We start from the raw sequence: 20,207 nt of genomic DNA, 5'->3' as shown, positions 1-20,207 counted from the left end.
TCGGTTTTAATTTAATGTAATCAGAATTAGATCGTCGCTACTTCCTAAAACACATTCTGTCCTCTACTTTTTACGTTTTTCTTGGAGTTAAATTTATTCCAATGTTTTATTAACATGATAAATACCATTAATGCCGGCAGGCCAAATTGTAAAGGAATATGTAAAAGAAAAGGATTAGACTGTAATCCCTCCTCCATATGATCGGTATAATTTCGAGCAATTAATGTGGTAAATACCCCTACAATACAGATCATCGGAATCGAAAAATACCGAAATGATTGATCAAAAATGTACTCGATTGCTTTTAATCCGCCATATATATAAATACAGCCTTTTACAAGTGTTCCGAGCATCATACAGAAAACAACAATAGCATCGATTCGTTGTAAAAAATTCCCTATAGAAACTAGTCGAGCTGAGCTTAATAAGGGAAAATTGGAACGTAATCCAAGCTCGTGTCCTAAAGACAAAATAATCATGACGGAGGTTACTAACAATAATAAACTTGAAATCAAAACACTATAAATAATAATTTTTTTACTGTACTTAGCATTTGAAACATTGCTCATTATGAAAGTTAAAACGAGTAATTGTCCATACGGTCGTACAATTTCATAGGGAAACACAGCAGTCCATAAAGGCTTAAATCCGCCAGCTAATACCGGTTTTATATTTGAAAAATCAAGGTTTTTACCAGCATATAAGAAAATAAATAAAAGCAGGATAAAGATAAATGCATAAGGCGTGAATATCTCTGCTGTTCTCGCAAGAACCTCCACACCCATATACAATATGTATCCCATTACGAACACCAGCATAATGGTGGAAATCTCAATTGGCGTTAAGGGAAGCACTGTACTTGCTATCAACTCTCCAAAATCACGTATTATTCGACAGCTATAATAAAAAAAATAAGCTGCATAAACGAGACTGAGCCCCTTTGCAATTGGCCGATTAAAGCAATATTCGAACATCTCAAATAAGTTTTTCTCTGGAGCTAAAGAAATCATATAGATAAAAAATAAGGAGATGATAATTCCTAATCCTAAAGCAATCAGAAGTACAATCCATGCATCCTCTTTTGCTTTTAATCCAAGACCTATTACAATCGTACTTCCAATTTGGAAATTAAAAACAACTGCCGCCAATTGAGTTAACGAAATGCTTTCTTTTAACATGGCTGTAACACACTTCCTTTTAGAAAAGCGCAAGCGCCTCATCTTTTGCTTTAATATTATCCTCCAACCCTGATATACTATATGCAACTGGTATTAAATAGAGGATTATCCTTGGGTTTTCTGCTTGCTTTGTTTTTTATTTTTCCATAATCGAATATCAACTACGACTGACCAGACAAAGCCTAATATTGCAGTAAATACAATCGTAATGGCTCCTGCACCAACTTCCGCTTCGTATATTCTTTTTATACATTTCATAAATCCCTCATGAAACACAAAAATATCTAGACCAACTGTTAAAATGCCCATAGATGTAAATATTAATAGATAAGCAAAAGTTACCATTTAACCCTTCCTTTTAGGTGCTTTGTTTATTTATGGTATTATCTTGTGAAATTTCTCCATTTTTATGCTTATATTTTCATTTATGAATATTAATTCAAATTAAAAAAGCTGGCATCAACCTACTACTACGGTTGATGCCAGCTTTTAAAAAGATTATTTATTATTTTTTTGTCTCACTTTATAATCCACCACTTCTCCATGGTAGAAGCTTTTTCTCGTTAACGGAAGATTTAGCTTCTTAGCTGTTTGTTTCAGTTCTCTTTCTTCTCGTTCCGTAACTAAACTAATAACTACTCCCGCTGCACCAAATCTTCCCGTCCTGCCAGAACGATGGATATATTGGGTCTGGTCTGTAGCTAAATCATAATGAACAACATGTGTAATATTTTGAATATCAAGCCCTCTTGCGGCTACATCTGTTGCTAGAAGCATGTTTCTCTTTCCATCTCGAAAATCATTTAATGACTTTTGACGCTCCATTTTATTTAGATCAGAATGCAAAATACTTGTCTGAATTTTTTTAAATGCTAATTTTTCATGGATCACACTTAAATTTCCAATATCCTTTACAAACACAAGAATCTTCGCATTCTTTAGACGAGAGATCGGTTCTAATAGCTTTACTTTATCTCGATATTCCGCTTGGAAATAAATATGCTCTACTTCAGCTGCTTCGATCACCTTATCTTTTTTGATGCGAATAATTTCTGCCTCTTGGACAAGTTCAGCTGCAATATTTTCTGTTTGCTTTGGTAATGTTGCAGAAAATAAAACGACTTGTCTGTCTTTTAAAGTGGCTTTGATAATTTGGCGAACAGATTCTAGATGCTCCGGTACTAACAATTGATCTGCTTCATCTAAAATAACTGTTTTTACTGCATGCATTTTTAATTTTTTTTGTTTAATCAATTCTAATGCTCTTCCAGGTGTACAAATGACAAGATGAGGATGCTTTTTCAGTTTTTCTAACTGCCTTTTAACATTTGCTCCTCCAATAAAAGAAGCCGCCCGAACTCCGCTGCCCTCTCCCCATTTTTGAACTTCTCCTAAAATTTGCATAACCAGCTCTTGAGAGGAAGCAAGACAGATTGCCTGAATATTCTTCGATTCTGTATCCAAGTTATTTAAGACTGGTAATAGATATGCCAATGTTTTTCCTGTGCCAGTTGGGGATTCAGCAATTACATCTTTTCCCTCTAATATTAGTGGGATAGATTGTTCTTGAATAGAAGTTGCTTGTTTAAAATGTGCCTTTTCCCAATTTTCCTGTATAAACGGTTTAAATGTACTCCAAAATAGCTGTTCTTTCATTTCGTTCTCCTTTTTCATCAAAGTCAGACAAATAGCATCTAACCTTAAAATATATCTTCTTATTATAAATTATTTACGAAAAAATAGATATGAAACCTTATTCATTAGGGGGAGATTATATTTTTCGCTGAACATAAGTTAAAAATGCTGGATTCCGAGGATTTCTTTTTTTCCGCAAAAAAGAAGCTCCGTTTCCTGCGAAGCTCCTTTTCATACTATATGAATAGCTGATTCTTCCCTACTGTATGAACGATATCGACACCATCTTTGATTCGCTTCATTTTTACGTCTAATTCATGAGCTGCATCTGCTGCTTCCTTTAATTCATTAAGTAAATGTGCAGGAACATCTTTATCGAATTTATAATAAATTTTATGTTCTAAGCTTGCCCAAAAGTCCATCGCAATCGTTCTTATTTGAATTTCGACAACCACTTCTTGCATGCCTGTACTTAGGAAAACAGGAATACTGATAATTAAATGTAAGCTTTTATAGCCATTTGGTTTGGGATTTTTAATATAATCTTTTACCTGCATTACCTTAATATCAGCTTGTTTTTCAATGATATTATAAATTTCGTAAATATCCGAAATAAAGGAACAAGTAATTCGAACTCCTGCAATATCATGTATATATTTTTTGGCATTTTCAATTGTTATAGCATGCCCTTTTCGATGCAGCTTTTGCATAATACCTTTTGGATCTTTAATTCGTGATTTAATGTGCTCGATTGGATTATGATCATGAATAAATTGAAATTCCTCATTTAATATTTTTAATTTCGTATTTATTTCATCTAAAGCGAAGTTATAAATAATTAAGCTATTTTTCCATTCATTAAGCTCATTTGATAATTCATGTAAATTGAAGTTATTATCTTCCATGTATGTCTTGAGTTGTTTTACGCTTTCCATAAACTAGTAAGTCTCCTTTGGATTCCTATAAACCTTTTCTGCGTCTACTCCGATACTCTTCAAAAATTCAATAATTTGGTCAATTGTTTTCACTTTCAACATCCACCTTTGTATATAACGAGCTATTTTCGGATGGTTGACATGCACCGAATCTATCTTTATTGTAAACAATAATGACCGGTCAGTCAAATATCATTTCAAACAAATATCTTTTATTTATAAAATAAGAAACAGCACTTCCCTTATTCCTTTAATATCAGCTCTAAGGAGAGAAGTGCTGTTCTTTATATATCTACTTTCTACACTGACCAACCGGTGCATCCCCATTTTATTTTTATAATCTAATCAACTGTCTCTGAGAATTGGTTTTGATGTAGTTCATAATAAAAGCCTTTTCTCTTCAATAATTCTTCGTGAGACCCCTTTTCGGCTATCATCCCTTTATCCAATACTAGAATCAGATCCGCATGTTTAATGGTGTTTAATCGGTGAGCAACAACAAAGCTCGTTTTCCCTTTCATCAACCGTTTTAAAGCATCTTGAATTTTCACCTCTGTGATTGTATCAATGCTACTTGTTGCTTCATCCAGAATAAGAATAGATGGATCTGCTAAAATTGCTCGAGAAATGGATAACAGCTGCTTTTGCCCTTGACTAATTCCGTTTCCATTAGCAGAAAGAATCGTATCATAACCTTCTGGAAGATGTTCAATAAAGCCATGAGCATTGGCCTGCTTTGCTGCATACTCCACTTCCTCATCCGAAGCATTCAACCTGCCATACCGGATATTTTCCCGGATGGTCCCTTCGAATAGATAGCTATCCTGAAGAACAAATCCCATATGCGAACGGAGGCTCTCTCTTTTTACTTTTGTAATCTCCTGGCCATCCACTAATATACTTCCTGCGGTTGCATCATAAAATCTCATGATAAGCTGGATAATAGTCGTTTTTCCAGCTCCAGTAGGTCCAACTAAAGCAATTGTTTCACCTGGGTTTGCCTTAAAATCAATATCCTTTAATATTTCTTTATTTACCTCATAAGAAAAAGATACATGCTTAAACTGAACTTCTCCTTTCATTTCTTTCATCACGGCTGCTTCCTTCTCATCTACTTCTTCTCTTTCTTCATCTAATACTTCAAATACTCTCTCTGCACCTGCAATGGCAGATAACAATGTATTAAATTGATTCGATAAATCATTTAAGGGTCTAGTGAACTGTCGGGAATATTCAACAAAGATTATAATAACCCCAATAGATACAGTACCGGATTTGAGGGCTAATAGCCCGCCAACCCCTACAATTACTGCATAGCTAGCATTGTTTAACATATTCATTAGCTTTGGAATAAAGCCTGAATAGACTTGTGCCCAATATGCAGAATTCTTAAGCTTATCACTTTTTTCTTTCATATCATGAATCATTTTTTCTTCTAGCGAAAAAGTTTTTACAATTTTTTGTCCTGAAATAGATTCCTCAATAAATCCATTTAACTCCCCTAAATTCTTTTGTTGTTCCTTAAACAATATACTTGTTCTACTCGTAATCCACTTCATTCCAATAAACATAACTGGCACGATCGTTAACGTCAATACTGTTAATAACGGACTGAGTAAAAACATGACAACTATTGTCCCAACTAAAGTAATAATACTAGAGAAGATTTGGATAACAGAGCTATTTAAAGTAGAACTGACATTTTCAATATCATTTGTAACACGACTCATCAATTCTCCATGCTGCTTTTTGTCAAAATAACTTATCGGCAGCTCATGAAATTGATGGAACAAATCCGCTCTTAAGCGAAAAACAGTTGTTTGTGAAATACCAACCATCCAGTAACTTTGCAAAAATAATGCAACCGAATAAAAAAAGTAAATACCACCAAGCGCTATAAGCATTCCTGTAAAACCATCTAAATTTCTATTGACAATAAAACGATCAATAGACATTCCTAAAACATATGGTCCCAATAATCCTAATGCACAGCTCATTGCTACCATCACTAAAACAAGAAATAATAATCCCTTTTTTTGTGCAAGATAGCTCCATAATCGGTATAAGGTCTTTCCCATATTTTTTGGTTTTTTCCCTTTTTTAACAACTGTGGGATCTGACCTTAATTTAGGTTTAGGATAGCGAAATGGATCGGTTAGTTCCTTTTGCATTCTCCCACTCTCCTTCCCCTAGTTGTGATTCTACTATTTTTTGATAAAGGTTGTTTGTCTTCCATAACTCATCATGGGAAGCAAAACTTACAATCTTTCCATCTTCAATCAGCATTATTCTATCTGCCTTCATGGCGGTAGATACTTTCTGCGTAATGAGCAGAAGGGTACATTGATAATCAGCAACTGCATCCAGCAGCTTTTTTTCTGTTTTTAAATCTAATGCACTTGTACTATCATCTAGCAGGAGAATACTTGGCTTTCTGACGAGTGCTCTTGCAATGGAAAGACGTTGCTTTTGTCCTCCGGATAAATTAACTCCCTTTTGTCCAATTCTCGTATCATATGTATTAGGCATTAACATAATGGTATCGTGAATTTGGGCATCTTTTGCAGCTTGCACTACTTCATCAAAGGTCGCATCAGGATTTCCCCATCTAATATTTTCTTGAATGGTACCCGTAAAGAGCATCGATTCCTGTGGTACATATCCAATTTGCTTTCTTAGCGTATATAATGAATATGAATTCACTCGTTTATCGTCGATCAAAACGCTTCCTTCTGTTGGTTCATAAAGACGTGGAATTAATTGGAAGAGTGTTGTTTTCCCTGAACCTGTTGCTCCTAATATAGCAATTGTTTCTTTAGAGTGGATGGTAAAGTGCAGATTCTCTATTGTATTCCTTCTATTAGATGGATAACGAAAGGATACATGCTGGAACTTAATTTTCCCTTTTATTTTTGAGTCCATACTTTCATCTGGATTATCCTTATCCTGTTCTTTCTTATCAATAATCTCTTGGATTCGATCAGCTGAAGCTTTTGAACGAGAAATAACCATTACTAACATACTTACTACAGAAATCGATGTAGTGATTCTTAATGTATAATTGATAACGGCAACTACTTCACCAATCTGTGCCTCACCTGTGTTTATTTGTCCAGAGCCAATCCAAAGTATGGCAATAATACATAGATTCATAGCGAATAATAAGAGCGGCACAGTAGTTTCCATAATTCGGAGCGCCTTTTGAGTAAGTTTTTTTAAATCCTCGCTTGTATGCATAAAACGATTTCTTTCAAACTGCTTGCGGATATATGCTCGGATAAGTCTCACTGCTGTTAAATTCTCCAGCATCACACTGTTTACCTGATCGAGTTTCTTTTGAACAGATTGGAACAGACTTCTTCCTACTTTAATAACCCAAATAAACATAACCACAATAAGAGGAATCGTAATCGCCAATATAAACGCTAGTTTCACATTAACTAAGAAGGACATAATGATTCCACCAACGATTAAAAGCGGTGCCCTTAATAGAAATCGCAATCCCATAAATATCGTGTTTTGTAATTGTGTAATATCATTCGTTAATCTAGTGATCAAAGACGAACTTGCAAAAACATTACTGCTTGAAAACGTAAAATACTGAATGATTTGGTATAACTCATTCCGAAGACTATAGCCAAAATTCTGACAAACATGGGAAGAATATAATGTATTAATAATTCCAGCAGCAAAGGCTACAAGCGAAAATAATATCAACAATCCTCCCCAAATTAACACAACTTTTGTATCTTGATGAGCCAAGCCATCATCAATTATCTTTGCCATAATCAATGGCTGAACCAGTTCTACCACAAGTTCGGTTAACATTAGTATAAGTGCTATTGTAATACTTAGTTTATATACTCGAAGTCGACCAAATATTTTTGACATTATTCCCTCCAGCCTTTACTCTAATTGAATTTACTACTTAATATCCAATCATCGATGAAATTTATTTAGATTTGCTAAACATTATTTTTATCATACCTCTTTTTAATAAGTTAGAAAACATCATTCAGAATAAAATTAATTCAGTATTATTTTCTTGCATGTACACATGCCCATTCCTTACCACAAACCTTCTTTCTTAAAATCAAAAAAAACCGAACAATTATACGAAAATTCCAGATTAGAATCTCTGTATAATTTGTTCAGGTTTAAATTTGTTGGAAATACTTATGCTCGAGCCACTTTTAGTTTACACCAGCTAACGACCATTTATATAATTCATGATGGAAACCAAATACCTTTGGTGATCCCACAGCTACATCTTTAGAAACTGCTCCAAAGTCATAGTCAGAATACAATGTAAAGATCGGCAGTTCATCGCTCCAAATTGCTTGAAGCTCATTATAAATCTCTTTACGTTTTTCTGTATTTGGTTCTTGTTTACCTTTTACTAATAGCTCATCTACCTTTGGATTGTTATAATTTGTATAGTTACTTGATCCCGTAGAACCATAGATCGTTGTTAAATCTGGATCAATGGTATTAGTGAAGCCCATTAGCATTAAATCGTAGTCTCCTGCTCTCGCTTTCGACATAATCGTTGGGAAATCATACGTAGTTGTATTTAGTTTTAATCCAACCGCTTTTAAATTTTCGGCAATAATATTGGCTGATTGTTCTCGCACTTTATTTCCAATCGGAACAACAAATTCTATTGTCTTATTGAAATCCCAGCCTGCTTCTTCTAATAACTGCTTCGATTTCTCTGGATCATATGTGTATGCTTCTAATTCTTTATCAAGATAGGGGCTGATGGATGTATACGGACCGTCTACAATTTCTCCTTCTCCCTTTAGTAATTGATCGACAATTTTTTGACGATCAATGGCATAAGCGATTGCTTGTCTTACTTTCTTATCTGTGATGGTTTCCATGTTAAAACTCATATTCTGATATCCATATGTTTTATCTGTTGTGGTTGTTACATTGTCAAATCCTTTTACTGTCTCAAAGTCTTGCACTGCAATTTTTCCAATCCCTCCTGCAGCATTCATTTGAATTTCTCCTGTCTGCAATTGTGCTACAAGGTTTGCTGCTGGCATGATTTTCACAAATAGTTTATCCAGTTCTACATCCCCTAAATAATAGTCATCATTCTTAGCATATTCTACATATTGATCTTTTGCATATTTAACAAACTTAAAAGGACCATTCGTTACGGTCGGCTTCATCATAAAAGGATCCTTTTGGAGATTTTCCGGAGCAATATTCTTTAACTTATGTTCTGGAAGAATCATAAATTTTGAACCTAATTGTTCTTTCACCATATTTGGATCAACTGGGGCCTTTGTTTTAAATTGAATTGTTTTCTCATCAACAATGGTTATAGATGGTATTTCTGTTTCTCCTTCTGGAAGCTTGCCATTGTCTGTTAATCCATCTAATACAGTTAAATAGGCTCCAACAGCTGTTTCCGTCTTTGGATTAGCAACTAAATTTAGCGTAAAAGCAACATCCGCAGACGTAACAGGTGTTCCATCTGTCCAATTTGCATCCTTATTAATTTTGATTGTAAATGTCTGATTATCCTCTGTTTCAAAGGACTCAGCTAGCTTTGGTGTAAACTCCAAAGGACCAGTCATCTCTAAAAAAGTATCAAACATAAATTTTTCTAACCAAGATGCTGCAATATCTGAAGAATTAATGGGATTAAAACTAACTGGAGCATTTACAAGCCCCAAATACATCGTATTTTCTTTTGCACCACCACCAGTTGAAGCTGGATTATTTACACCCGAGCATGCTGAAAGTAATACTAAAATGAAAATGGAAAATAGACCAAATATCTTTTTAAATTTCTTCATTGAATGTTCCCCCATCTATTGTTCTAGAATAGTAATAAATGCATCTCCTCATCATTTATGGCTCTTGGGATCCATTGCATCTCGCAAACCGTCCCCCATAAAATTTATGGATAATACAGCAAGTAATATCATGACTCCAGGCGGGATCCATAACCAAGGCTGTGTTGCCAATACAGTAATGGATTGAGCTTCATTAAGCATATTCCCCCAGCTTGCTGTAGGAGGCTGAACACCCATCCCTAAAAAGCTCAAGGATGCTTCCATAATAATGGCAGATGCAATGCCAAATGTAGCATTAACAAGAATCGGCGCAATACAATTCGGAAGAATATGTTGAAAAACAATTTTTGGCGTGGAATACCCTAAAGCGACACCTGCTTTAACATAATCCATTTCTTTAATTGTTAATACACACCCTCTTACTAATCTTGCAATCGATGGCCATCCGAGCAAACCTAATACTAAAATAACGTTAAATAGACTTGGCCCCATTATACTTACAAGAACCAAAATTACCATTAAATACGGAAATGACATGAATACATCTGTAATACGCATGATAACCATGTCCACCCATTTCCCAAAATATCCCGCAATCGCTCCTAGTATAGTACCAATAGCAACATAAATTGCCACTGCTCCAACTCCTACTGATAAAGAGACTCTAGCAGCATATAATAGTCGGCTAAACAAGTCCCTCCCCACTTCATCTGTACCAAGAATATTATTAGCAGAAGGAGCAGACGCAAATTCGCCATCGACAGAATATGGATTATGCGGTGCAATTACTGGAGCAAAGATTGCAATTAGAACCATTAATGAAAAAATAATGAGACCAACAACGGCCAACTTATGTTTAAAAAAACGTTTTGTTATTAGTTTTAGATAGCTTTCTTCATTCCCCAATTGATTTTGAACAGGAATCACCACATTAACTTGTAATTCCGTATCCACTTTCACATTAGGAATACTCATATGCACTCCTCCTTAGTTATACTTTATTCGCGGATCTACTACGGCATATAAAATATCAGCAAGTAAATTCGAAAATAGGACAGCAAGTGCTGCAATAAAATTTATCGCCATTAACGTAGGATAGTCACGAGAGGAAATCGACTGGATTGTTAGTTGTCCTAAGCCTGGCCATTGAAAAATTTGCTCCGTTACTACTGCGCCTCCTATTAAAATTGGTATTTCCATTCCAATAATTGTAATAATAGGAATTAATGCATTCTTTAATCCATGCTTATTGGTAACGATAAACTCTTTTAATCCTTTTGCTCTTGCTGTCCGCAAATAATCTTGCCCCATTACTTCCAACATGCTGCTTCTGACATAGCGAACCGTACTGCCTGCAATCCCGGTTCCTAATATAGCGGCTGGCATAATGAGGTGAAACAATGTATCCATAAATCCTCCACTGCTTCCCAACGTAAACATGCCACCTGTCGGTAAGATATTTAAAACAAGTGCAAATACGTAAATACTTCCTAATCCTAAGAAAAAGTTAGGAATGGATACACCTAAAAATGAAAAAGTAGTAGTTAAATAATCAATCCAAGAATACTGCTTTGTCGCACTCAAAATTCCTATTGGAATGGCAATAATATAAGCAATAATTAAGGCAGTGCTCATAAGGAGCAACGTGGGACCAACACGATTTAGCACTAAATCTAATACAGGTTCATATGTTGTATAGGAAAATCCAAAATCTCCTTGCAAAAGATTTCCAAGCCATCTAAAGTATTGAATATAAATAGGATCATTAAGACCTAATGCTTCTTTCTTTGCGTCAATATCAGCCTGAGTAGTATCTGGATTAATATACATATCCACCGGGTTACCAGGAGCTAAGTTAATAATAATAAAGTTAAATACCGTTACCCCCAACAACACTGGAATAGCAATCAATAATCTCCTGATAATATATTGGAACAAATGAATCTCCCTCCTTTAACTTAGTGGAAAATGACAGGCAACTGAATGATTTGCTCCATCTAATAGCGGCTCCTTCTCCTTACACATAGCTTGTGCCATAGGACATCTAGTATGGAACCTGCAGCCATTTGGTGGATTTGCCGGACTTGGAACATCCCCTTCTACCACAATCCGCTCTCTATTTCGAAGATGAGGATTAGGAATCGGATAGGCACTCAGCAACACTTGTGTATAAGGATGCTTTGGATTCCTAAAAATTTCTTCGGTCTTTCCAATTTCCACAATTTTGCCTAAATACATGACGGCAATTCGATCACTAATATACTTAACTGCTCCTAGACCATGGGCAATAAATAAATAGGTTAAATTAAATTCTTTTTGTAAATCCTTTAATAAATTTAGTACTTGCGCTTGAATAGAAACATCCAATGCTGATACCGGTTCGTCGCAAACAATCAATTTTGGGTTTAGCATAAGGGCTCTAGCAATCCCTACCCTTTGTCTTTGACCGCCAGAAAATTCATGAGGATATCTGCTTTTATGAAATTTAGTTAATCCTACTATTTCAAGCATTCGATCTACCTTTTTACTTGCTTCTTCTTTTGACGCAAGTCTGTGGGCAATTAGAGGCTCTGCCAATAAATCACCGATTCGCTTTCGCGGATTGAGAGAAGAATAGGGATCCTGAAAGATGATTTGCATATCTGTGCGAATTTTTCTTAATTCCTTGTTTTGAATGGCAGCCATATCCCTTCCTTCAAATAAAACTTTCCCATCTGTCGGAGGATCTAGCTTCACAATAGCTCTTCCAGTAGTGGATTTCCCACACCCTGATTCACCAACAAGGGAAATTGTTTCCCCAGAATAAATGGAAAAATCAAGACCGTCTACTGCTTTTACATGGCCAACGGTTTTCGATAATATCCCTTTTTTAATCGGATAATATTTTTTTAAATTTTGGATTTCTACTAATGGCTGCATTTGTTCTTTGAATATTCTGTCTTTTTTAGACAAGATTTCTACACTCATATCTTAACCTCCCTTTCCTCTTCCAGCATGTTTCCTTGTTGCTGTGTCTCATACAACCAACAACGAACCTTGTGATCTGCTTGATTGTCTATGCTAATATGGGGAGGCTTTTCGGCAATGCATTTTTCAGTGACATGAGGGCAGCGAGTATGAAATCTACAGCCTTTTGGCATTTGCTGTAATGTCGGAACAGAGCCTGGAATAGAATATAATTTTTCTTGGGAATCATACTCTAAATGTGGAATAGATTCGATTAAGCCTTTGGTATAAGGATGCTTTGGCTCATCAAAAAGAGTGAAGACATCTGCCTCTTCTACCACCTGCCCGGCATACATGACGATAACCTTATCAGCCATTTCCGCAATAACTCCTAAATCATGGGTAATCATCATAATCGCTGTCTCTGATTCGTTTTTTAAACTTTTCATCAATTCAAGAATCTGTGCTTGAATGGTTACATCTAATGCTGTTGTTGGTTCATCTGCAATTAGAAGCTTCGGTTTACAAGATAGAGCCATCGCTATCATTACCCTTTGCCGCATTCCTCCAGAAAGAGCATGTGGATATTCATCAATAATTACCTCTGCTCTTGGAATTCCTACTTTTTTCAGCATTTTTACCGCATAGCTCTTTGCTTTTTTGGCATTTAAGCCCATATGTAGACGAATTAATTCCACCATTTGATTTCCGATTGTAAAAACCGGATTTAAAGAAGTCATTGGTTCTTGAAAGATCATCGAAATTTCATTTCCTCTAACTTTTCGCATCTCTGCTTCCGTTAGTGTCGTTAATTCTTTTCCTTTCAGATTTATCGTTCCTTTTTTGATATAACCATGTTTTCCTAATAGTCTCATAATCGATAGGGAAGTAACACTCTTACCACAACCTGACTCTCCTACAATACCAATAGTCTCTCCTGGCTTAAGCTGAAAAGTAACCTCCTCTACCGAAATAACCTCCCCCTTATCCGTCCGAAAAGCTGTTTGCAATTTCTCCACCTCTAAAATATTCCGCACCATACTTCCCCTCCTTCAAGTAAAGCGTAAGCGCCTTGCTCATCAGCGTACAAACTGGTCGACTAACTACGCAACGTCCTGTTGCAACGTCGACACTAGTACATCCCTGTACGTCGAAGATCACCGACTGAGATAAAGGAAACACAGTGATCGCTAGTGAACTGATGTTGACTACGCAACAGAGATGATTGGAAGTTTGCTAGCTGATAGGCGCTTATCGCTTGTTAGAATACTAGACTTTATATTGTAGAGCTGTTCACCAAAGCCTCTTTCCTTTCTGTATTCGTGTAGTAATCTACTAGACTCAAAAATATCTTAGCTGTATGGAGCATGGCCCTTTCATCAAAAGTAAACTTTGGATGATGATGAGGATAAATTGCCTCTATATCTTCGTTTCTAGCCCCTACTGAAAAGAAACATCCAGGTCGATTTTGTAGATAATAAGAGAAATCTTCTCCACCCATTCCTGGTTTTTCTATTATGACAGGCTTGCTTTCTGGCAAGGTATTTATCAAACATTTTTCGAGTATATTTGTTTCATCCGCTGTATTTACAGTAGAGGGATAGCCTTTTGTATAATTAAATTCATAAGTTGCATGGAATGCTTTACATACCCCTTTAATTAGCTGCTCCATTTCTTCTATGATCAATGATCGTACATCTTCATCAAATGTACGAACGGTCCCAGTTAATTCAGCTGTATCTGAAATGACATTTCCTGCATTTCCTGCATGGAACGATCCAATGGAAATAACTGCGGGCTTCTGTGGGTTTACTCTTCTGCTTACAATATGCTTTAGTTGATTGGTAATTTGGACGCCAACTGCAACAGCGTCAATTGTTTGATGAGGAGATGCACCATGTCCACCTTTCCCTTGAATTTTCAATTCAAATGCATCACTTGCAGCGGATACTGGTCCAATCCTATAAAGGACACTCCCTAGGTCACTGCCAGAGGCTAAATGGGCACCATAGACAACATCTACATCCTCTAAGCAGCCATCTTCAATCATGGCAATGGCTCCCCCTGGCGGTGATTCCTCCGCATGCTGGTGTAATAGAACTACATTCCCAGCCAGTTCTTCCGCATTATTCTGGAGAACCTTTGCTACTGCCAGCAATGTAGCTGTATGCCCATCATGTCCACATGCATGCATCACACCTGGAACTTTCGATTTAAAAGCTACATTCTTTTCATCCTGAATCGGTAAGGCATCAAAGTCTGCTCGTAAGGCAATCGTTTTTCCAGGCTTAGCACCGTAAATCTTACCTACAATCCCATTTCCACCAACATTTCGTCTTACTTCAATTCCGAAGCTTTCCAACAGATCACCAATCATCTTACTTGTATTAATTTCTTGAAAAGATAGCTCTGGATTTTCGTGTAAATATCGTCTCCACTCTACCATTTGCTCATACATAGCTTCAATTTCTTCATACCATTTCTCTAGCATCTCAATCGCTCCCATCCCATTACATTAATTTTCGAAAAGCTCTTTCTTATAGAACTGGTTCAGCAAGGTTTTCTTTTACTTGGATCGATACATAATTATCGACAATACTCAAAAATGCTTTTCCAGCATAAATCATTGCTCTTTCGTCAAAATCGAACATTGGATGATGATGAGGATAAGCTTTTCCCTCTGAGACTTTTGCTCCTGTATGAAAAAACATGCCCGGCTTTTCAAGCAAATAATAAGAAAAATCCTCTGCTCCCATGATTGGTACGGAACGAACTAACATATTCTTATCTAATGAATTTTCTATAACCTTTTCAAAAACTTCTACTTCTTCCTCATGATTATATACAGCTGGATATCCCTTTATATAATTAATTTCAGCAGTAGCCTGCATGCTCTCACAAATCTCATTTACCATTAATTTGATCTCTTCTTCCATAAATAAACGCAGATCTTTATCTAGTGTTCGGACGGTTCCTGTCATCACAGCAGTATCAGCAATGACATTTTGCGCCTTTCCTCCATGAAAGGATCCTACAGATAGTACAACGGGATTTAATGGATCTACACGTCTGCTCGCAATATATTGTAGCTGGCTGACTAGCGCCGTTCCGACCGCAATCGCATCCACTGTTTCATGAGGAGCGGAACCATGTCCACCCTTTCCTTTAATGGTAATTTCAAATGCATCTGCTGCTGCTTGCGAGTATCCGGGTTTATAATAATATTTTCCGAGTTCATTTAATGAGGAAAGATGCGCCCCATAAACGACATCTACATCTTTTAAACAATCGTCTTCAATCATTGCTTTTGCTCCACCAGGGGATAATTCTTCAGCATGCTGATGAAGCAGTACAATATTCCCAGCAATACTATCCCTATTATCTTGAAGTACTTTCGCCACTGCTAAAAGAGTAGCTGTATGTCCATCATGTCCACATGCATGCATAACTCCTGGCACCTTCGATTTATACGGTACATCCTTTCCATCTTGAATTGGCAATGCATCAAAGTCTGCTCGCAGCGCAATCGTTTTGCCAGGTTTGGCTCCATATATTTTCCCAACTACTCCTCTTCCACCAACATTTCTCCTTACTTCAATACCGAATCCTTCTAAAATTTCAGCAATCATTCTTGGTGTTTCCACCTCTTGGAAAGATAGTTCTGGGTACTGATGAAAATGTCTTCTCCACTCAACCATTTGATCAAACATCTCGGCTAATTCACTATGCCATTTTTTTAACATACTACCCCTCCTAATAAATTTGCTTATGAATAAGGAATACTTCTTGAAAAGTTAGAAAAAATGCAGCTTAACCATATCCCTTAATTTTGATTTCTTTTATATTAACGGTAATTTCAAGCAATGTATAATAAGTTTTTTTAATCATCAAAATATTCAGATTAAATCAACAACCTTTTATTTTTCCTATCATCCCTATTTATTAGGGTTGTTATCGTTTACATCATTTATTTTTCTCCTACTAAATTAATTCCTTTCTCCTAATGGTGTTCTACCACATGCCCATCAAGTAAAAAATGCTTGTTCCCCAAAACGATAAAAATATTACTTTTCTCTATTACAAATAAATTTTATCCAAGTTCGATGATACTGGGGCGACACCTCATTTAGAGATGATTTAAGAATGTATATATACCTTTATTCAGCATAAATAAAAAAATTATCAAAATATTGTGTTATATTTTTATTATCTCTTATTGAAAGCGAGTGATTTACTATGACAGTCCGTTCTTTCCAACTATCAATTAAATACAGGGTACGGAGGGGTTAATATTAGAAGTTTCTTTTATTAAAAATCTTCCGTATACAAAAATGGAGGAAAATACTATATGTTTAGTTATTATAGCGAACTTTGTACCGAGCTCTACGATTTAACAAAGCCTGTGGGGTACTCTTTAAATGGGGATATTGAATATTACCAAGAACGGTTAAAAAATTGTCAGGGGCGTATTCTAGAAGCTGCTGTTGGCTCAGGACGTTTTATTATTCCACTTCTTGAGGCGGGATATATAATTGATGGAATTGATTATTCTCCTGAAATGTTGAACTCTTGTCGGAAACGTTGTGAAGAAAGAGGATTAAGCCCTAATTTATATGAAGATAAATTACAGGGACTTTCATTGCCATTTAATTATAAGGCAATTATTATTCCTACAGGTTCCTTTTGTTTAATAGAAAAACGAGAAGACTCTCTAAACGCATTGAAGTGCTTTTATAAACATCTTGTTCCAGGAGGACGTTTGATTGTTGATCTTCTATTACCTCATGATTGGAAAACAGGAGAGATTTCTACTTCAACTTTTTCCCTACCTAACGGGGATGGGATTACGCTGGAAAACAAATCGATTGAATTGGATTGGCTCAATCAATTTACTATTTCCTACTTGAAATATGAGAAATGGCGTAAAGGAAAGTTGATTCAAACCGAGTTACAACGTTTTGCTTTGCGTTGGTATGGAATCGAAGAATTTAAGCTTATTTTGGAAAATATCGGTTTCTCTGATATTACGTGCTCTGCTGATTATGTTTACGAGAAGCAACCATCAAATGCAAGTCAAATCATTACTTTTGAAGCTGTAAGAAAACAATAATGGTAAGATTAACCTTATAAAAACATGTGATAGCACACCTATACCAAAAGACAAGTGAATCTCCTTCAATAGAAGTTTCACTTGTCTTCTTGCCACTTTATAAGATCTTACTTAAGAAAGAGATGGTACGTTCTTCTTGTGGATGTGTAAATAACTTTACTGGTGTATTTTCTTCGACTACATATCCACCGTCCATGAAAATCACACGATCTCCAACTTCTCTTGCAAATCCCATTTCATGCGTTACTACAATCATCGTCATTCCTTCCTTGGCAAGTTCCTTCATCACTTCCAATACCTCTCCTACCATCTCTGGATCTAACGCAGACGTCGGCTCATCAAATAACATAATACTTGGTTCCATTGCGAGTGCTCTCGCGATGGCGACACGCTGTTTTTGTCCACCAGAGAGTGAATCAGGATATACATTTGCTTTATCCTCTAAGCCCACTTTTTTCAATAATTCTAATGCCTTTATCCGAGCATTTTCTTTTGAGACCTTCCTTACTTTCATAGGTGAAAGCATAATATTTTGAAGAACTGACTTATGCGGGAATAAATTAAACTGTTGAAACACCATCCCTACATCCTTACGTACTTCATTAATATTTGTGGACTTATCCGTAATATTCTTCCCTTTAATATGAATCGTTCCATCCGATATACTTTCTAGTAAATTGATGCAGCGCAAAAAAGTTGATTTTCCCGATCCAGAAGGACCAATAATTACGACGACCTCCTTCTGATTAATAGTCATACTTATATCCTTTAATACTTCATTATCTCCGAAGGACTTTTTTAATTTTTCAACAACAATCATTCTGTTTTCAACCTTCTTTCCAAACGAGTTAAGAAGAAGCTTAATGTTAAGGTTAAGACAAGATAAATAACAGCTACTGTTAAATATGGCTCCCAAACTCGGTTATACTGTCCCATCATCAGCCTTGCATAGTACATTAACTCTGGAGCAGCAATAACAGCTGCTAAAGAAGAATCTTTAATTAATACAATAAATTCATTGCCTAACGGGGGAATCATTCGTTTAAAGGACTGAGGAAGTACTATGTATCGCATTGCCTGTATATGCGTCATCCCTAAGGATCTGCCTGCTTCCATCTGACCACGGTCAATGGATTCAATTCCAGCTCTAAAAATCTCTGCAATATAAGCAGCTGCGTTAAGCGATAATGCAACAATTGCTGCTATCATGGCATTGGTTGTATTTAAAAATAATGGGATAAATCCAAAATGAATGATTAGGATTTGTACAAAAAGAGGGGTGCCGCGGAAAATAGCAATATAGCAACGGAAAGGAAAAGCAACCAATTGATTCTTTGCTATTTTTCCAAGGCCGATTAATAAACCTAAAACCGTACCAAATACTATTGCATACAAGGATAATTGAATGGTCACTAATATCCCCTTTTTAAATAAGTCAGCATACTCTAAAATAATCGTAAAATTAAAATCCATTACCTCTTCTCCTCCAAAGACCACAAAATGACTGATATTCATCAGCATAGGCACTCAGAAGGAACATTCCCTCACTAAGATACAATCTAGAAGAAGTATTGTGCTCCCTCCTTGTCAAAGCGGGTAATGTCCATCCTGAGTACCTTCCTCATTTGCGACTCTTCTATTGTTGTGCTTTTAAATTTTCAATATCTGGATCTTGCCCAAACCATTCTTTATATATCTCTGCATATTTACCATTATCAAAAATAGCATTAAGACCTTTGCTTAAATCAGCTTCCATCTCACTATCTTTCGGGAACATGAATCCATAGTATTCTGATTCAAATCCTTCTTTATCCTCAATCACGATAAAGTTATCTTGCGGATTATTTTTCGCATATGCTTCTAATACTGCATTATCTGCCACAACAGCAGCTGCACCCTGATTCTTCATTTCCAAAATAGCTAAATTATTATTTTCAAACTTTTTTACTTTTTCATTGCCATTTCCTAGGAGCGCATCGACTGCATCTGCACCTGTTGTTCCTGATTGAACAGCAACAGTCTTATCCGTTAGATCAGCCGCTTTCTTAATATCAGTACCTTCTGGTGCCAAAATTTTATTCGTACTTTCAAAATATGGAACAGAGAAATCATAGGATTTAAGTCGGTCATCGTTTATTGTAATGGCTGATAAACCAACATCCGCTGTGCCATTTTCTAATTCTGCAAAGAGTGGGTCCCATCCAACGTTGACAATTTCAAAGTCATAGCCAGCTTCCTCTGCCGCCGCTGTGAAAATATCGACATCGAAGCCAATAATCTTGTCTTTATCCATATACTCAAATGGTGCATAAGCCGCATCTGTAACGACTCTTAATTTCTTTTTGCCGTCTCCATCACTATTTGCTTTTTCTGAACCTGTCCCACATGCTGCTAAAACAAGAACAATCGATATAAATAAAGCAAATAAAATGCCGTTTTTCCTCATTGTAAATCCCCCTCTTTTGATTGATTGAAAACTGTATATTAAAATAATATAGAATTTTCAATCAATTTAAAATAAAAATTTTTCCGTTTGCTTTATCACTATCTTGTATAATGCATTCATTATAACTTTTTGTTTATTTATATA

The 20,207-nt window shown here is 36.0% G+C and carries 17 protein-coding genes; 1 reads left to right on the top strand and 16 read right to left on the bottom strand.

The window, feature by feature from the left end:
• Nucleotides 1–44: 44 nt before the first annotated feature.
• The 13 genes from C2I06_RS22235 to C2I06_RS22175 form a co-directional block, all read right to left on the bottom strand.
• Nucleotides 45–1,178: a GerAB/ArcD/ProY family transporter gene (locus tag C2I06_RS22235; protein ID WP_123258873.1), complete on the bottom strand. Its 1,134-nt coding sequence runs from the start codon at nt 1,176–1,178 to the stop codon at nt 45–47.
• A gap of 105 nt (nt 1,179–1,283) precedes the next feature.
• A complete protein-coding gene (locus C2I06_RS22230) occupies nt 1,284–1,523 on the bottom strand; it encodes a hypothetical protein (protein ID WP_095330663.1) in 240 nt (79 codons plus the stop codon).
• Between the two features lie 153 nt (nt 1,524–1,676).
• Nucleotides 1,677–2,834 carry a DEAD/DEAH box helicase gene (locus C2I06_RS22225; protein WP_095330661.1) on the bottom strand — a complete coding sequence of 386 codons (1,158 nt, stop codon included), beginning with the start codon at nt 2,832–2,834 and terminating at the stop codon, nt 1,677–1,679.
• A 215-nt stretch (nt 2,835–3,049) separates the two neighbouring features.
• Nucleotides 3,050–3,718, bottom strand: a complete 669-nt coding sequence (locus tag C2I06_RS22220) for a GTP pyrophosphokinase (RefSeq protein ID WP_164463810.1) — start codon at nt 3,716–3,718, stop codon at nt 3,050–3,052.
• Between the two features lie 371 nt (nt 3,719–4,089).
• Complete coding sequence (locus C2I06_RS22215) at nt 4,090–5,919, bottom strand: ABC transporter ATP-binding protein (RefSeq protein WP_095330658.1); 1,830 nt, start codon at nt 5,917–5,919, stop codon at nt 4,090–4,092.
• Nucleotides 5,882–7,639, bottom strand: coding sequence for an ABC transporter ATP-binding protein (locus C2I06_RS22210; RefSeq protein ID WP_123259198.1), 1,758 nt, complete (start codon nt 7,637–7,639; stop codon nt 5,882–5,884). Before C2I06_RS22210 ends, C2I06_RS22215 begins: the two co-directional genes overlap by 38 nt.
• A gap of 302 nt (nt 7,640–7,941) precedes the next feature.
• The gene (locus C2I06_RS22205) at nt 7,942–9,561 is read right to left on the bottom strand and encodes an ABC transporter substrate-binding protein (RefSeq protein ID WP_123258872.1); all 1,620 of its coding nucleotides are present in this window, start codon (nt 9,559–9,561) and stop codon (nt 7,942–7,944) included.
• A gap of 51 nt (nt 9,562–9,612) precedes the next feature.
• Nucleotides 9,613–10,536 carry an oligopeptide ABC transporter permease gene (opp4C, locus tag C2I06_RS22200; RefSeq protein WP_047941760.1) on the bottom strand — a complete coding sequence of 308 codons (924 nt, stop codon included), beginning with the start codon at nt 10,534–10,536 and terminating at the stop codon, nt 9,613–9,615.
• Nucleotides 10,537–10,548: 12 nt separating this feature from the next.
• Nucleotides 10,549–11,499 carry an ABC transporter permease gene (locus C2I06_RS22195; protein WP_095330655.1) on the bottom strand — a complete coding sequence of 317 codons (951 nt, stop codon included), beginning with the start codon at nt 11,497–11,499 and terminating at the stop codon, nt 10,549–10,551.
• Between the two features lie 15 nt (nt 11,500–11,514).
• Nucleotides 11,515–12,528: an ABC transporter ATP-binding protein gene (locus C2I06_RS22190; protein ID WP_095330653.1), complete on the bottom strand. Its 1,014-nt coding sequence runs from the start codon at nt 12,526–12,528 to the stop codon at nt 11,515–11,517.
• Nucleotides 12,525–13,547, bottom strand: a complete 1,023-nt coding sequence (locus tag C2I06_RS22185) for an ABC transporter ATP-binding protein (RefSeq protein WP_275068567.1) — start codon at nt 13,545–13,547, stop codon at nt 12,525–12,527. Before C2I06_RS22185 ends, C2I06_RS22190 begins: the two co-directional genes overlap by 4 nt.
• Nucleotides 13,548–13,783: 236 nt before the next feature.
• Nucleotides 13,784–14,998 carry a M20 family metallopeptidase gene (locus C2I06_RS22180; protein WP_095330652.1) on the bottom strand — a complete coding sequence of 405 codons (1,215 nt, stop codon included), beginning with the start codon at nt 14,996–14,998 and terminating at the stop codon, nt 13,784–13,786.
• Between the two features lie 46 nt (nt 14,999–15,044).
• The gene (locus tag C2I06_RS22175) at nt 15,045–16,250 is read right to left on the bottom strand and encodes an amidohydrolase (protein WP_047941764.1); all 1,206 of its coding nucleotides are present in this window, start codon (nt 16,248–16,250) and stop codon (nt 15,045–15,047) included.
• A 605-nt stretch (nt 16,251–16,855) separates the two neighbouring features.
• Here C2I06_RS22175 and C2I06_RS22170 point away from each other — a divergent pair.
• Nucleotides 16,856–17,617 carry a class I SAM-dependent methyltransferase gene (locus tag C2I06_RS22170; protein WP_123258871.1) on the top strand — a complete coding sequence of 254 codons (762 nt, stop codon included), beginning with the start codon at nt 16,856–16,858 and terminating at the stop codon, nt 17,615–17,617.
• A 97-nt stretch (nt 17,618–17,714) separates the two neighbouring features.
• On the opposite strand, the gene C2I06_RS22165 is transcribed toward C2I06_RS22170, so the two are convergent.
• The 3 genes from C2I06_RS22165 to C2I06_RS22155 form a co-directional block, all read right to left on the bottom strand.
• On the bottom strand, nt 17,715–18,437 hold the full coding sequence (locus C2I06_RS22165; RefSeq protein WP_123258870.1) for an amino acid ABC transporter ATP-binding protein: 723 nt from the start codon (nt 18,435–18,437) through the stop codon (nt 17,715–17,717).
• Entirely contained in the window at nt 18,434–19,090 is a 657-nt protein-coding gene (locus C2I06_RS22160; RefSeq protein ID WP_095330646.1) for an amino acid ABC transporter permease, read from the bottom strand. The genes C2I06_RS22165 and C2I06_RS22160 overlap by 4 nt, the downstream gene beginning before the upstream one ends.
• 163 nt (nt 19,091–19,253) lie before the next feature.
• Nucleotides 19,254–20,063 (bottom strand): transporter substrate-binding domain-containing protein, encoded by an 810-nt coding sequence (locus tag C2I06_RS22155; protein ID WP_095330644.1) that lies wholly within the window; start codon nt 20,061–20,063, stop codon nt 19,254–19,256.
• Nucleotides 20,064–20,207: the final 144 nt, after the last annotated feature.

Source organism: Niallia circulans (genome assembly GCF_003726095.1).
Lineage (GTDB): Bacteria > Bacillota > Bacilli > Bacillales > Cytobacillaceae > Niallia > Niallia circulans_A.
This window is presented reverse-complemented; position numbering and strand designations above follow the sequence as displayed.